Source organism: Flavobacterium sp. FlaQc-52, assembly GCF_044007495.1.
Classification (GTDB): domain Bacteria; phylum Bacteroidota; class Bacteroidia; order Flavobacteriales; family Flavobacteriaceae; genus Flavobacterium; species Flavobacterium cupriresistens.
Genome location: NZ_JBIPCV010000002.1, coordinates 463,217 through 478,242, shown reverse-complemented (window position 1 = coordinate 478,242; position 15,026 = coordinate 463,217). Strand labels below are relative to the sequence as shown.

The 15,026-nt window shown below is 34.7% G+C and carries 13 protein-coding genes; 3 read left to right on the top strand and 10 right to left on the bottom strand.

Annotation, left to right across the window (positions count from 1 at the left end; all coding sequences use genetic code 11):
* Positions 1-1,051 precede the first annotated feature (1,051 nt).
* The 5 genes from ACHRV5_RS05840 to rpsF all read right to left on the bottom strand — a co-directional run bounded on the left by ACHRV5_RS05840 (position 1,052) and on the right by rpsF (position 6,083).
* Entirely contained in the window at positions 1,052-1,525 is a 474-nt protein-coding gene (locus tag ACHRV5_RS05840) for a DUF6495 family protein (RefSeq protein WP_230001697.1), read from the bottom strand.
* Positions 1,526-1,634: 109 nt separating this feature from the next.
* Positions 1,635-4,832 carry a carboxypeptidase regulatory-like domain-containing protein gene (locus ACHRV5_RS05835; protein ID WP_395426090.1) on the bottom strand — a complete coding sequence of 1,066 codons (3,198 nt, stop codon included), beginning with the start codon at positions 4,830-4,832 and terminating at the stop codon, positions 1,635-1,637.
* 99 nt (positions 4,833-4,931) lie between these two features.
* On the bottom strand, positions 4,932-5,372 hold the full coding sequence (rplI, locus tag ACHRV5_RS05830; RefSeq protein WP_047775815.1) for a 50S ribosomal protein L9: 441 nt from the start codon (positions 5,370-5,372) through the stop codon (positions 4,932-4,934).
* A 67-nt stretch (positions 5,373-5,439) separates the two neighbouring features.
* Positions 5,440-5,736: a 30S ribosomal protein S18 gene (gene rpsR, locus ACHRV5_RS05825; protein WP_002987043.1), complete on the bottom strand. Its 297-nt coding sequence runs from the start codon at positions 5,734-5,736 to the stop codon at positions 5,440-5,442.
* Between the two features lie 5 nt (positions 5,737-5,741).
* Positions 5,742-6,083, bottom strand: coding sequence for a 30S ribosomal protein S6 (gene rpsF / locus ACHRV5_RS05820; protein ID WP_047775818.1), 342 nt, complete (start codon positions 6,081-6,083; stop codon positions 5,742-5,744).
* A gap of 177 nt (positions 6,084-6,260) precedes the next feature.
* Here rpsF and ACHRV5_RS05815 point away from each other — a divergent pair, with 177 nt between their 5' ends.
* Complete coding sequence (locus tag ACHRV5_RS05815) at positions 6,261-6,959, top strand: LytTR family DNA-binding domain-containing protein (protein WP_026729423.1); 699 nt, start codon at positions 6,261-6,263, stop codon at positions 6,957-6,959.
* A gap of 2 nt (positions 6,960-6,961) precedes the next feature.
* Here ACHRV5_RS05815 and priA read toward each other — a convergent pair whose 3' ends face one another.
* The 5 genes from priA to nadC form a co-directional block, all read right to left on the bottom strand.
* Positions 6,962-9,412 (bottom strand): primosomal protein N', encoded by a 2,451-nt coding sequence (gene priA / locus ACHRV5_RS05810; protein ID WP_230001695.1) that lies wholly within the window; start codon positions 9,410-9,412, stop codon positions 6,962-6,964.
* 127 nt (positions 9,413-9,539) lie between these two features.
* A complete protein-coding gene (gene bla-B1-FLAV / locus ACHRV5_RS05805) occupies positions 9,540-10,295 on the bottom strand; it encodes a subclass B1 metallo-beta-lactamase (RefSeq protein WP_395426089.1) in 756 nt (251 codons plus the stop codon).
* Between the two features lie 25 nt (positions 10,296-10,320).
* Complete coding sequence (locus ACHRV5_RS05800) at positions 10,321-10,752, bottom strand: DUF2147 domain-containing protein (protein WP_047775828.1); 432 nt, start codon at positions 10,750-10,752, stop codon at positions 10,321-10,323.
* 3 nt (positions 10,753-10,755) lie between these two features.
* Positions 10,756-11,676 (bottom strand): YihY/virulence factor BrkB family protein, encoded by a 921-nt coding sequence (locus ACHRV5_RS05795; protein ID WP_047775830.1) that lies wholly within the window; start codon positions 11,674-11,676, stop codon positions 10,756-10,758.
* Positions 11,677-11,787: 111 nt separating this feature from the next.
* On the bottom strand, positions 11,788-12,645 hold the full coding sequence (gene nadC, locus ACHRV5_RS05790; protein WP_395426088.1) for a carboxylating nicotinate-nucleotide diphosphorylase: 858 nt from the start codon (positions 12,643-12,645) through the stop codon (positions 11,788-11,790).
* A 404-nt stretch (positions 12,646-13,049) separates the two neighbouring features.
* Between nadC and ACHRV5_RS05785 the strand changes: the two genes are divergently transcribed.
* Together ACHRV5_RS05785 and ACHRV5_RS05780 are read left to right on the top strand one after the other, a co-directional pair.
* Positions 13,050-14,147: a DNA alkylation repair protein gene (locus ACHRV5_RS05785; protein WP_395426087.1), complete on the top strand. Its 1,098-nt coding sequence runs from the start codon at positions 13,050-13,052 to the stop codon at positions 14,145-14,147.
* A gap of 522 nt (positions 14,148-14,669) precedes the next feature.
* A complete protein-coding gene (locus ACHRV5_RS05780; protein ID WP_053004236.1) occupies positions 14,670-14,996 on the top strand; it encodes a DUF6660 family protein in 327 nt (108 codons plus the stop codon).
* Positions 14,997-15,026 lie beyond the last annotated feature (30 nt).

The following is a 15,026-nucleotide window of genomic DNA, read 5'->3' as shown; positions in this document are numbered from 1 at the left end:
TGAATAAAAAACGGACTCAAAATTTTTTGGAATACTGACCTGGATCAATCTTCCCTATGAAGTGATTTGTTGTAGTATTAATTTTCAGCGATGAAAATTATAAGCTTGGAAGAATTGGGGAATTCTTTAAAATATTTGGTATGTTTCAATCGCTATAGAAAGATGATTAGGCCTTCTATAAACTTCTTTATTTAGAGTTGACTCTAAAAAATTGAATACATTAATTTTAATAAATACTATTTCTTAATTAAAGAAATATCATTAGCATAAAACTGCTAATTAACAAACCGCTGACTGGGGTTTGAAAATACAAAATTGACGTAACGGGAAAATCTTTGGAAAAAGTTTACAATCCAATCAAAATTAAGAATCGAAGACATCTTAATTTTAATTCTGTAAATAAAGAGTAAAGCTAGAATAATAAAAACACCAAATGTAAACTCGATAAAGAAAGTAAATGTCAATTCCATAAGCAGATTAATTTAAGTTATTACTAAAATCTTCAAATTTAAAATCCTGCAAAAAAAACATAAAATTGTAACCTGTCTCTTCTTTAATGAAGTAATCAGATTACTTACTATTTAATAGGTATTTTTGAAAAAGTACAAAAAAAGCATTTTGTTTAACTTTCACTACTTAAAATTATAAAAAAGGAAAATATAAAACAAGTATGTTTTTTTGAGTATACTATACTAAATTCATACTAATGAACACACAAATGCTCCAAATGGCATATAAATCAATAGTTTTTATACCAAAAGCGACTTCGTTTAACGTTAAAAAAAATAAAAATAGTTTTACTAAAACACAAAAAGAAAGTAAAGTATTACAAATAAAACTCGACGATTGATCAGAATAACAGCTAAAGTGCAAATTTGAAAAGTAAAACTTACAATTTAACTCTAAAAACAGGCTGTATTGCATATTTCACAAAAAAGCAGGTAGAAATACGGGGTCAAAAAAGAAAAAAAGTTTAAACAAAAGTTAAAAAACTAAAAAAAGGTAAACAATTTAACATCAATCGTTTACCTTCTTTATACTTTCTAAATGGTTATGATTCTATAATCGTATTGATTTGTTTAAATAATTGCCCGTCACTTAAAAAAGCACCTTGCTGAATCAATTCAAAAATAGAAGCATTTCTGTCTTCTGTAAACACCTTTTTTCCAACTTTCATTTCAATATTGTCCGTAAACATATTGTCACTCAACCATTGTAAACCCTCTTTGGTCAGAAAATCAGTTTCAGGAACCAATGCTTTTAAAACTATTGATTGCACATGCGTTTCGAAACATTGAAACAAAAAGATATGGTTTCGGGAAAAATGCTCCAAGAATTCAGCTCTGGATAAAACACCTTCCCAGATTAAATCTGAAAAAACATCCAACTCCTGTTCTGCAACTTCAGGTTTGTTTTCTTTAATAGAATCCCACTCTGCTTTATCAATAGCTTGCGTGGCCAAAAAGTTTGAAAATTCTGCGTGTAGCTCGTCAAATTGCTCTTTTGTTAATCTTGCGTATTTCATTATTATTTTTTCAAATTAAACCCCTCTAAATAGCTTTATAAACGTCTAAATTTTTAAACAAAAAAAGCCCCCTCAATTGAGGGGGCAAATTTACAATATCTTTATTCGATTAGAAAATATATCTAACACCAAATTGCATTTGCCATCTGGAGTTCAGACTGGCATCATAACTAAATGTTTTTGTTTGCGTATTGGTAAAGGTATAAGTTGGTGTATTTCCAACAACAGAAACACCGATAGGCTGAACACTTGTAGGCACCTGAACAACTCCCCAATCCGAATTAAGCAAATTTCCAACATTCAAAATATCAATACTAAACTGGATGGTATTCTTTTTTTCTGAGGCAGATGAGACTTTAAAATTAAAATCTTGTAAAATTTTCATATCCCATTTCCCTCTCCACGGAGAAATTGCGCCGTAACGTTCTGCATATTCTCCTCTCCTGTCTCTTAAATAGTCATCCTGCTCAATAAATTTATCAAAAGCAGCTCCTTGTGCAGCTCCTCCCGTAAACGTCATTAGCCCGATTTCAGCAGTCGTTGGGATATAAATCAAATCATTCACTCCCGATCCGTCGTTATTAATGTCTCCTCCATAGGTATAGCTAAAACGTCCCCCTCTGGCATATTCAAAGAAAGTAGAAACTGTTGTAGCCCACTTATCGCGCCCGTATTTCCATTTTTTTGATGCTACACCAATAAAACGGTTGTTATCTCCATATTTAGAATTAGAAAGCACATCCTTGTTTACGTTTCCTAACGCAGGATTAAAAGCAAATGCATCTCCGGTAATCTCCGCTTCAATAGAGTTCACATCTTTAGACACTAAGTAATTGTACGCTACACTGGCATAAAATCCATTCTCAAAAGTTTTCTGAAGTTTAATCGAACTATTAAACGCAAATCCTTTATTGGAATTTCCCATTACGTAGGCATTGTTTGTTCCCTTATCAGCTGCTGTATAAATCAACCTACCGTCAACACCACCTAAAGTTCCGGTCGGATCTTTTAAACCCCAGTTTTGTACGTGAACACCATTAATATCTTTGTTATAAGACATATCAAGAGTTAAAATATAATTTCCTTCAAATTTATGGTCATAACCTACACTGGTTCTCCAAACTTGCGGCCATTTATAATCCGGATCCATGATCTGCAAAAAGCTATCATCAGCACCACTTACCTGGTTCCCTAACCAAACAAACGGAATTCGACCTGTAAAAATTCCCGATCCTCCACGAAGCTGTGATGTTGCATTACCGCTTACATCCCAGTTAAAACCAAGTCTTGGCGACCACAAAATTTTATCACTAGGTAAATTGGTAGAAATTAACGGTGTCACTTGTCCGTTTGACGGGTCATAATATTTAATACTATAATCTCTTCCTGCTCCGCCATTATCCGTATCTATATATTTCTGAATCAGATCTGCGGTATTAAAATACAAAGGTTTATCAGCTCTTAATCCTATTGACAATTTAAAATTATCTGTGATACTCCAATCATCCTGTGCATAAAAAGCCCATTGTCCAACGTTTAATTCTGCTAATTTCCAACCATGGTCTTCACCGGCTTTAAAATTCCCTTTAGCATTATACGTATCTATTGCATATTGCATGTTCTGAGCTATGATACTTGTCGCATAGGGTTTAGCCGCATCATCCAAAAAAGCCTGCGTTGTAAAATAAGGCGTAAAGAAAGTCCCTGCATACCCATTTGGATTTCCAAAATTATCATAACCTGCTAAATTGAAAGAATTCTCGAAGTTGAATTTCTCGAAAGAAGTTCCAAAAGTAAATACATGACTTCCATTAATATAGGTCAGGTTATCTGTAATCTGAATTACTCTTTGTTTAAGTGTATTGTTGATAGAAAAAGGTTCATGACCTGCTATAATATAATTTGATCCCGATCCATCCTGGATATTAATAACCGGAGCAGGAGATGAAAACGGATCTCTAAAGTCGTTAAAATAAGTATATCCTGCCTGAAGTTTATTAGAAACAGATTCACTGAATTTTGAGTTTAGTTCCAATAAAAAAGAGCTCAGCTTATTGTTGATCTGATAACCTGCATTCTGAAATTGAAGAATAGAAGCATTTGGACCTCTGAATCCTAAAGCAGTTGGGTGTGCCGGTTTATCTTTTGAAGCATCAAGAAAATTGTAAATAAGCGCCAGTTTATGATTATCCGTTATATTCCAATCCAACTTGATAATTCCTTTTGTTGAATTTGATTCATGAATAAATCCCTGATAAGCACCCGGATTGTAATTAAAATTATTACCATTGGCGTCTTTTAAATTCATCAGCGCATTTGATACCGCAATTAAATCGGATTCTAAAACTCTGGATTCATTGATTCCGGTAACCCCATCATTATTGTTAGCGATAAAGTTAGAGCCTAAATCGTTTCTTTTATCAATTTCGAAATTCCCGAAAATGAATAATTTATCCTTAATAATCGGAGCACCTAAACTAAACCCGGCCTGAGTTTGTTCTAAAGAGGGTACAAATATTTTTTCTCCTTTTATTTTGCTTCCCGTTAAATCCTGATTTCTATAAAATACATAAGCCGTACCATGATACTCATTACTTCCGGATTTGGTAACGGCATTTACAGAAGCTCCCGTAAAACCGGATAAGGTAACATCGTAAGGAGCAGTCGCTACCTGAATCTGATCGATTGCATCTAATGAAATAGGCTGAGCATTGGTTTGCCCACCCGGAGTTGCTGCATCAAGTCCAAAAGGATTATTAAAAATCGCTCCGTTTAAAGAGTAATTGTTATACTGATCGTTTCTACCTCCAAAGGACCCTCCGCTGGCAGTTGGTTCCAATCGAGTGAAGTCTTCTGCTGATCTCGAAATGGTAGGCAAGGCGGTTAGCTCTCTTCTGCCAATTGTGGTTTCAGCGCCTGTTCTTCCACTTTGAAAAACTTTATTTTTAGACACTACTTTAACTTCTTCCAAAGCCTGACTTTCGCTGGCTAAAAGAACATCTAAATTAAAAACTTTCCCTAAATCAAGATAAACATCATTGTACTCCTGATTCTGATAACCAACAAAAGTGACAATAATCTTATAGGGGCCGCCAATTCTCATGTTCAAAATATTAAATCTTCCGTCTTCATTAGACAAAGAAGAGTACTTTGAACCCGTTGGAGTATGAATCGCCAGGATCGTAGCTCCGGGCAACAGTTCGTTGGTTGAACTTTTTACAATACCCTTGATACTCGATGTTGTAGTCTGCCCTAAACCAACAGTAAGGCTGAAAACACATAACAATAGTGCAAATAATTTTTTCATTTTCTTGGTTTTGTGTGAGTTATAATCTCAAAATTAACCAAAAAAAAATCACTCCGAGGAGTGATTCTTATATTTTATTAACAAAAAGTTAACGGTCTGTTATTTCTCTGCAATAATTTCGTACGCTAATTCAACAATAACATCTCTGTGTAAACGGATGCTAGCTGCATATTTTCCTGTACGTTTTACGATACCACTAGTGATGAATTTTCTATCAATAGCGTTACCAGATTTAGCTAATGCGTCAGCAATATCGATGTTTGTGATAGAACCAAAAAGTTTCTCTCCACCAGCTTTAGCAGTAAGTTTAATCTCTAGAGCTTTTAAAGTTTCAGCTAACGCTCTTGCATCAGCAACAACTTTAGCCTCTTTGTGAGCTCTTTGTTTTAGGTTTTCAGCTAATACTTTCTTTGCAGAAGGAGTAGCTAAAATACCGAATCCCTGAGGAATTAAAAAGTTACGTCCGTAACCTGGTTTTACTGATACTACATCATCTTTAAAACCTAAGTTTTGTACGTCTTGTTTTAAAATAAGTTCCATGTTGTTGTCCTTATATTTTAGAAGTTAGGTTCCGTTTTAACGGGAAACCAACAACTGAGTTTTTAAATTATTTTAATAAATCGGCCACGTATGGCATTAAAGCTAAGTGACGTGCTCTTTTCACAGCTACAGACACTTTTCTTTGGTATTTTAAAGAAGTTCCAGTTAAACGACGTGGAAGAATTTTTCCTTGTTCGTTAACGAATTTCAATAAGAAATCAGCATCTTTATAATCGATGTATTTGATTCCTGATTTTTTGAAACGACAGTACTTTTTAGTTTTGTTAGTTTCAATGTTTAAAGGCGTTAAATATCTGATATCTCCGTCTTTTTTTCCTTTTGCAGATTGCTCTATTGTAGACATAATAATTAAGCTTTAGTAGATTTTAATTTAGTTCTTCTTCTTTCAGCCCAAGAGATCGCATGTTTATCTAAACTTACAGTTAAGAAACGCATAATTCTCTCATCACGTCTAAATTCAGTTTCAAAAGCAATTAGGACTTCTCCAGCTACTTTGTACTCAAATAAGTGATAAAAACCACTTTTTTTGTTTTGGATTTCGTAAGCCATTTTTTTAAGACCCCAATCCTCTTTAGATACCATTTCAGCTCCTCTACTAGTAAGAAATTCTTCAAATTTCGTTACTGTTTCCTTCACCTGAACCTCAGATAAAACGGGATTTAAAATGAAAACAGTTTCATAATGATTCATAAATACAATATTTATTTGTTAAAATTGGGTGCAAAAGTAGACATTTTATTTATATATCCAACACTTTTTTACGTTTATTCGTTGTAAAGCAAAAAATAAAATCTAAATTTAGTTTTTTTACTAAAATTATAATATATTTACTACTGCTATCCTGAATTTATTCTAAATTTGAATGTTATGAAACTAAACTGTGTTGTTGTAGATGATAGTTCTATACAAAGAACCATTATCGCCAAACTAGTCAATAATCACCCAGGTTTGCATTTAATCGGTGACTTCTCGAATGCGATTGAAGCCAAAAGTTGTATCTCTTTAAATAATATAGATTTAATATTCCTTGATATTGAAATGCCTGTTATTAACGGTTTTGACTTCCTTGACGGACTAAAGTCCAAGCCGCAGATTATATTCATTACTTCTAAAGCTGAATATGCTTTGAAAGCTTTTGATTATGACGCTACCGATTATCTTCAAAAACCTATTGCCGTAGACCGTTTTAATGCTTCCGTAAAAAGAGCCATTGACATGCATCTGCTTAAAAAAGAAGTAAAAGAAGAAGAAGGTGAACATATTTTCATCAAAAGTAATCTTAAGAAACTTAAAATTTTTACTGCGAAAATCAAATGGATTGAAGCTTTTGGAGACTACGTAAGGGTAGTAACCGAAGACGACAGTAATTTGGTTCTTTCTACAATGAAATCTTTTGAGAATGATTTATCAAAAGACAAGTTTATTCGTGTACACAAGTCCTACATCATCAATATCGATAAAGTAGAACGATTTAACAGCAAATTTGCAGAAATAGGAATCACAAAAATACCTTTAAGCAGAAACAAAAAAGAAGACTTAGTAAAAGCTCTTTCTACTTCGTCTTAATTTTAATAAAAATCGACGTTTATTACCACCTTAATAGGTCGGTATTGTCCAACCGCTTCAAAACTATTCAGCATTTTCTGAATAGTTTTTTTTGTACTTCCCAAAGGCAGATTTTGCGGAATTTTAATTAAGATCGTTCTGATGTATTCATTCCTTATTCTGTTTATTGCAGGTTCTTCAGGACCAAGCACAGGCATATTGAGGTTTTGACTCAACACCTGATACAACCACATTGAACCTTCCTTTAATTTATCAAAATCACGATGCTTCAAAGTCAGCTTAATAATTCTAAAATAAGGCGGATATTTATAGATCTGACGATCGTATAATTGTTCCTTATACATACCTATATAATTATTGGTCGTTACCTGCTGAATGGTATTGTGATTTGGATTATAAGTTTGAATTACCACTTTCCCTTGTTTTTCAGCTCTTCCAGCTCTTCCGGCAACCTGCGTCATCATTTGAAAACTGCGCTCGAAAGCTCTGAAATCCGGATGATGCAACATATTATCCGCATTCATAATCCCAACCAGACTCACATTATCAAAATCCAAACCTTTGGCCAGCATTTGAGTTCCTACCAAAATATCAATTTCCCGATTCTTAAAAGAGTCAATAATTTTTTCAAAACCAAATTTACCCCGCGTGGTATCCTGGTCCATTCTTCCGGTTTTAGCTTTCGGAAAAAGAGACCCCAATTCTTGTTCAATTTGTTCGGTACCAAAACCTTTTGTCGTCAAATCAATACTCGAACAACTATGACAATGTGTAGGTTTAGCAATTGCATAACCACAATAATGACAGCGCAACTGGTTTTTATGTTTATGATACGTCAGACTTACATCACACTGCTGGCAATGCGGAACATGCCCACAAGTAAGACATTCTATTACGGGCGAATAACCACGTCTGTTCTGAAACAAAATCACCTGTTCCCCCAACATTAATGCTTCGGATATTTCTTCGAGCAGCACATCACTAAAATGTCCTGTCATTCTTTTTCTGAAATGCTTGTCTTTCAAGTCAACCAGAACAATATCCGGCATTCGAACATTATTGTAACGCTCCGTAAGGGATACCAAACCGTATTTTTGGGCTTGTGTATTAAAATAGGTTTCTATACTTGGTGTTGCCGATCCCAACAATACTTTAGCTTTATGAAAATTAGCCAGCACTACAGCCGAATCTCTGGCATGATAACGTGGCGCAGGGTCTGTTTGTTTGAATGTCTGCTCATGCTCTTCGTCTACAATTAGAAAACCTAAATCGACAAATGGCAGAAACAAAGCCGACCTTGCTCCTATCACAATCTGTGCTTTAGCTGCATTTTCTAATGTTTGCTTCCAGACTTCTACCCTTTCATTATTACTGTATTTTGAATGAAAAACAGCAATTTTATCGCCAAAATGAAATCTCAACCGCGAAACCAATTGTGTTGTAAGCGCAATTTCAGGTAACAAATACAAAACCTGTTTCCCGAGTTCTAAATACTCTTCAATTAATTTTATATAAATCTCCGTTTTACCACTGGATGTCACACCATGAAGCAGACAAACGTCTTTCTCGGCAAAAATTTCTTTAATCTCAGTAAATGCCTTGTTTTGAACTTCACTCAACTGCAATTGATTCTCCGAAGCTTTTCCCTGATACGTAACACGATCTTGTTGCAGAAAATATTCTTCAAAAATTTCTTTTTCAATGAGCGTTTTCACCATCGTCGATGTAGACTGTGAAACTTCAATCATTTTTTTTACGGTAACCGGCTTCTTTTCTGATGCGGTTAACTGGAAATAAGCCAGTACTACTTCTTTTTGTTTATTTGCACTCTTCAACACTTCCAGTAGCTGCCCCAAACCTTCGTCTGTTTCATATTTACTGTGTAATTTTACATATCGAACAAGCTTCGGTTTATACCCTTCCTTTATCTCTTCTTCTAAAACAATGATGTCTTTATCCAGCATTTTTTGAAGCACCGGAAAAATACTTTTTTTGTTTAAAATCGAAATAATATCCTGAACCTTCAAAGAGCTCTGTTGCTGCAAAGCTTCATAGATCAGGAATTCCTCATCAGAAAGTTCGTTTTGATTGACCGAAACATCTGCTTTATGCGAAATAATTGTTTCACTTTCCAACAATAATCCACCCGGAAATGCACCTCTGTACACATCACCAATACCACACATATAATAATCCGCCACCCACAGCCAGTGTTTTATCTGCGTTTCGGTAGCAATAGGTTTTTCATCTAAAATCTGGTGGATTTCTTTGGCTTCATACAAAGTCGGGGCATTTTCATGGACATCGAGAACCAGTGCCGTATAAACTTTGCTTTTACCAAAAGGCACCGCTACCCTCATTCCTTTTTTAATAAAATGAAATTCTGCCTCAGAAACCCTATATGTAAAGGTTTTAGCTAAGGAAAGCGGTAAAATAACTTCAATAAAATACATCGATTTTTATATGATTTCAGAACAACTACAGATTCAATTATTCTATACATTTTTTTCATTCTAAACACAAGCATCAATTCAGCCATAACAAAAACAGAGAGTGTTTCGTCTTAGCTGAATTTACAAACTATTTCTTATCTGATTTGCCTGAGGCTTTTTCAGCATTATATTTATTGACCAACTCCAGCGTATGATCCAGAGAGCGTATATCCGCCCAATCCTCATGCCCCGGAATAATATATTTCGGGTTCTTAAATTTTACTTGCACTTTCTTAATCGATTTTTCCCATTCTTTGACGTCAGAATCTCCCAAATACCCCAAGTCTTCTGCAGCAGCATTTTTCACAAAGCAACCACCATAGAGCACTTTTTCATTAGCAAACCAAACTACAATATTGTCCGGTGCGTGGCCTTTTCCTGGATAATATACCTCAAATTTATATTTCCCAACCGTAAATGTAGTATCATTTGGCAGTACAAATTCCGCTCTTGGCTTGTTCTCTTTCTTTAAAATAGCATCAGTCGCTTTTCCGGTATAGGTTTTAATTCCTTTTTGTCTGTAAAATTCTATCCCTCCAGCTCTGTCATCGTGAGAATGTGTCGCAAAAGACATAATCACTTTTTTGTTATGTCTTGCTTTTATACTGTCCAGCAAGGGCTGAAATTGCGTTTTGTCCCAAGGAGCATCAAACAATACAACTCCTTCGTCTGTTACAAGATACATGGCGTTTGCAGAAATCAGCGTTCCTTTATAATCATGAAAAGTTTTATAAACATAAAAGTCACCTGTGAGATGACTTATGGGTAATAACGAATTCTTAGTTTGTCCAAAACTGCTTGACAGCATGGTTAAGAAAAATAGTATCGATCCTAATTTTCGCATTTTTACGATTTAAAAAAATGATTTTTTAGTTTTTTACTCGTGACCAATATTGTGTTCTTCCCATAATCGAAAGTCCAACATACCCACGTAGTTTTAGTTTATCTACAGATTCTAAAGTGATATAACATTTGTATTTTTTACCTGTTGTAGGATCTAAAATAGTTCCGCCGTTGTATTCACTACCATCTTTTTTAAGACCGTTTATAATAATCATGCCTAAAATCGGCTTGTTCTTTTCTGCACCGTCACACTTTACACATACATCCTTCTTATGGTCTGCACGAAGTATTTCTACAATTTTACCGTATACTTTTCCGGATTTCTCATAGACCTCAACAATTGATTTTGCCTCGCCTGTTTCGTCGTCAATTGTTTTCCATTTTCCAATAACAGTCTGGCTTTGAATTGTACCTAATGTTAGAAAAAACACCCCAATCGTTAACATCCAATTTTTCATAATTTATTTGTTTTTTTGTTTTAATTTTCTGATAGTGGCATTCAATTCAAACCCCAAAAGCAGTATCATACAGTTTATCCAAATATAAAACATTAGAATTAATAATGTACCAATAGAACCATAAAGTTCGTTGTATTTTGAGAATTTTATAACCCAAATCCCAAAAAAGAACGAAGATATAACAATTAAGACCGTCGTAAAAACAGACCCTATACTAATAAATGGCACTTTGTTATATTGCTTAGTACCATAACGCAATAATACCGAAGATGTTATCAGAATCATTAATATTACAAACACATAACGACCTAAAATAATAAGCGGAATACGATCACTCAACACATCCTGAATAATTGTTTTCTGGATAAAAACCTCGAAGACCACAATTGTTGCAACCGTTACAAACAAAATAATGGTCATAATTAGCGAGATGGCTAATGCAACCAGATATTGTCTGAAAAAACCACGTTTATCAAAAACATGTTTAGAGGATTCAAAACCACTAAGAATCCCGTTAATTCCATTTGCCATTAAAAAAATAGAAAGCAAAAATCCCGAAGACAATAAACCCGAATGACTATTATTTAAAATATCACTAATAATTTTACTGATAGCATCATAGGTATTTGGAGGAACCCCCTGGTGCACAAATTGCAAAAAATCCGCCTGAAATCCTTCGATCGGAATAAAAGGAATTAAATTCAAAATGAATAACGCAAAAGGAAACAAGGCCATAAAAAAACTAAAAGAAACAGCACTGGCATGATACGAAAATGCACCTTCAAGAATCCCTAAAGTATATAATTCCAATAAATCATATAACGAAAACCCCTCTAGCCAGGGCAATTTTATTCTCTTAAAAATCCGCACTATAGAACGCAATACCGGAATTTTTTCAATCCGATCTTCTATCTCTTGAGACATACTTTTATCATTTTAGATTTTTGATTGTAGATTTTAGATTGTAGAGGTTAGATTTTAGATTTGGGATCCTGTTTTCTGTCTTTAATTGATGATTTACAATTCAGATCGCTGCTAGAAAGCTTTTAGACTCAGGTCCATATTATAAACAGAGTGTGTTAGTGCGCCCGATGAGATGAAATTCACACCACATAAAGCATATTCGCGAATGGTTTTTTCGTTGATATTTCCCGAAGATTCTGTCTGGCATTTGGTACCGATTAATTGTACTGCGGTTTTAGTGTCTTCATAATTAAAATTATCAATCAAAATTCTGTAAACGCCTTCGCTTAACAAAATTTCACGAATTTCATCTAAATTTCTAGCCTCAACGATGATCTTTAAATCTAAATTATTAGCCTTCAGATAGTCTTTAGTTTTCTTTATGGCAAGTGTAATTCCACCTGCAAAATCGATATGATTGTCTTTCAGCATTACCATGTCGTACAGTGCAAATCGATGGTTTTTACCTCCTCCGATTTTTACGGCCCATTTTTCGGCTACTCTGAAATTTGGAGTTGTTTTACGAGTATCTAATATCTTAGCCCCTGTTCCTTCTAAAAGTGCCACATATTGCCCCGTTTTTGTAGCAATTGCAGACATACGCTGCATGGTGTTTAAAACGACTCTTTCTGATTTTAAAATGGACTGAGAGCTTCCGGAAACTTCAAAAACAACATCTCCGTATTCTACATGTGTACCATCTTCTATAAAAGTTTTAATTTTTAATGCCGGATCTACATATTCAAAAATCATTTTAGCCAATGCAACACCGGCAATAATCCCTTGATCTTTCACCAAAAGCTTAGCCTGGCCATGTGCGGCTTCAGGAATACAAGCCAACGAACTATAGTCGCCTGTACCTACATCTTCTCTAATAGCGTTACTAATAAGTAGTTGTAATTCGGTTTGAAATTGTACGTCGCTAATCATTTTTTAAAATTTTATAAGATGCTAAAGTAGGACATATTTTGGGGATTTGAAAGGGAAACAAACGCTAAAAATTTTAAAACAACAAAATTCACGCAAATTCCTGAAAGAAAAATAGTAAAAACTTACAACACCTCTGAAAATCAATTTTCAATAGTCCAAAAAAGTATTTCTTAGAAAGCAATCTTCAAAAAAACCAATAGAAAAAACTAAGGCCTCATAAAGATCTCCTGCTGCTTTTCTGCTTTAGAATGTCTCACCGAATGCATCTTAGTTATGATTACGATAATCACTCCCAAGACTTTTTACCAGGTTTCCAAACCTTGAATACCGCACTAAACTTAATACGAAAATCGATAAAAAATCGCTCAACATTAAATATCTTTGAAATTCATTCAAACAAAATTATGGGATTAATTAAAGACATTTATTCGGTTGCTTTCTATGAAAAATTCAGTCAGGCTGTAGCCGAAGTACATCCGGCATTTGACAAGCAGAAATTCATTGACACCATTTACAAAGGTGATTTTGCCCAAAAAGAATGGAAAGACCGCATGAAACATACCACAGTTGTTTTTCATCAGTTTATGCCTGAAAATTTCGCGGAAGCGGTTGCTTTAATTGATAAAATCATTGAAAACTTAAAGAAAAACAAGTTTACAGACGGTAATCTGGCCTTTATCTTTTTTGCCGATTATATTGAAGTTTACGGTTTGGAGGATTTTGAAACTTCGACGAAAGCTTTTGTTTCCATTACCCAATTCATTAGTTGTGAATTTGCCGTTCGCCCTTTTATTTTAAAATACAAAGAAAAAATGATTGCTGAAATGGTAAAATGGTCTTTGCATGAAAATCATCATGTCAGACGATTGGCCAGCGAAGGAAGCCGTCCGAGATTACCTTGGGCAATGGCAATTCCGTTCTTGAAAAAAGACCCAATTTCTATACTGCCTATTTTAGAAAATCTTAAAAATGACTCCTCCGAGTATGTACGCAGAAGTGTAGCCAATAACCTGAATGATATTGTCAAAGACAATCCGCAGATCGTTCTTGAAATTGCCAACAAATGGAAAGGAATCAGCAAAGAAACCGACGGAATTATCAAACACGGTTGCAGAACTTTGCTCAAACAAGGCCATCCTGAAATATTGAGTCACTATGGCTTAGAAAGCACTAACATTGAACTTTCCAATTTTGAAATCAAAACTCCTGTTGTAAAAATCGGAGATTATTTACAGTTTCAATTTCATTTAAAAAACAATAATAAAGCCCCAAAAACGGTTCGATTAGAATATGCCGTTCACTACAAAAAAGCAAAAGGTCATTTAGCCAAAAAAGTCTTTAAAATAAGCGAGAAAATCTATCCACCGGAAGAATTAATTAAAGTAGAGAGAAATCAATCTTTTAAAATAATCACCACTCGTGTTTTTCATATCGGAATTCATGAGCTGTCGATTATTATTAATGGGACGGAAAGTGAGACATTGTCTTTTGAGTTGGTTTAAAAGGGGCTTCGACTTCGCTCAGCCTGACAGATGGGTAAAAAGGTCTTTGCGGTCCTTGCGTAAGCCCTTACGTGTTTTGCGATTAAGTAACTTTTACAAAACAACAATCATTTACTATTTCATACAATTGTCACCCTGAGCGAAGTCGAAGGCTCGTTGAACAAAAAGGGGCTTCGACTTCGCTCAGCCTGACACATGGGTAAAAAGGTCTTTGCGGTCCTTGCGTAAGCCCTTACGTGCTTTGCGGTTAAACAACTTTTACAAAACAACAATCATTTACTATTTCATACAATTGTCACCCTGAGCGAAGTCGAAGGCTCGTTGAACAAAGGGGGGCTTCGACTTCGCTCAGCCTGACACATAGGTAAAAAGGTCTTTGCTGCCCTTGCATAAGCCCTTGCGTCCTTTGCGTAAATCCTTGCGCACTTTGCGGTTAAAACAGATTCTACAAAAATGTTATTTTTCTGCCAAAAAATATATTTTTTTCATAAACCATCAAAATTTTATCCTTATTTTTACCCCGTGAAATGGATTAATATCATATTATCAGTTTACTTAATCGTGCTATCGTCTTTGCCTTGTGCAGATACGCTAGCTACTGATGCAACTACACCTGCAACAGAAAAAGTAAGCCAAATTGATGATCAGTCTCACGAAAAAGGATCGGATCTTTGTCCACCGTTTTGCAGCTGTAATTGTTGCGCTGTGCAAATACTAAGCACAACTCCTGTTATTTCATTCTCTTTTAATAAGCCTACACTACTTATTAAAAAACCTTTATCCTCTTACCATTCCATTCTTACTTCTAATTTTTACGGAAGTATCTGGCAACCGCCTCAGATAGTATAATGTAGCCCGAGTAATTTCGGGTAGATGTGT

Coding starts and splice junctions, on each gene's coding strand:
- ACHRV5_RS05840 (WP_230001697.1), bottom strand. CDS start 1,525: ATGAAATACGCAAGATTAACAAAAGAGCAATTTGACGAGCTACACGCA.
- ACHRV5_RS05835 (WP_395426090.1), bottom strand. CDS start 4,832: ATGAAAAAATTATTTGCACTATTGTTATGTGTTTTCAGCCTTACTGTT.
- rplI (WP_047775815.1), bottom strand. CDS start 5,372: ATGGAACTTATTTTAAAACAAGACGTACAAAACTTAGGTTTTAAAGAT.
- rpsR (WP_002987043.1), bottom strand. CDS start 5,736: ATGTCTACAATAGAGCAATCTGCAAAAGGAAAAAAAGACGGAGATATC.
- rpsF (WP_047775818.1), bottom strand. CDS start 6,083: ATGAATCATTATGAAACTGTTTTCATTTTAAATCCCGTTTTATCTGAG.
- ACHRV5_RS05815 (WP_026729423.1), top strand. CDS start 6,261: ATGAAACTAAACTGTGTTGTTGTAGATGATAGTTCTATACAAAGAACC.
- priA (WP_230001695.1), bottom strand. CDS start 9,412: ATGTATTTTATTGAAGTTATTTTACCGCTTTCCTTAGCTAAAACCTTT.
- bla-B1-FLAV (WP_395426089.1), bottom strand. CDS start 10,295: ATGCGAAAATTAGGATCGATACTATTTTTCTTAACCATGCTGTCAAGC.
- ACHRV5_RS05800 (WP_047775828.1), bottom strand. CDS start 10,752: ATGAAAAATTGGATGTTAACGATTGGGGTGTTTTTTCTAACATTAGGT.
- ACHRV5_RS05795 (WP_047775830.1), bottom strand. CDS start 11,676: ATGTCTCAAGAGATAGAAGATCGGATTGAAAAAATTCCGGTATTGCGT.
- nadC (WP_395426088.1), bottom strand. CDS start 12,645: ATGATTAGCGACGTACAATTTCAAACCGAATTACAACTACTTATTAGT.
- ACHRV5_RS05785 (WP_395426087.1), top strand. CDS start 13,050: ATGGGATTAATTAAAGACATTTATTCGGTTGCTTTCTATGAAAAATTC.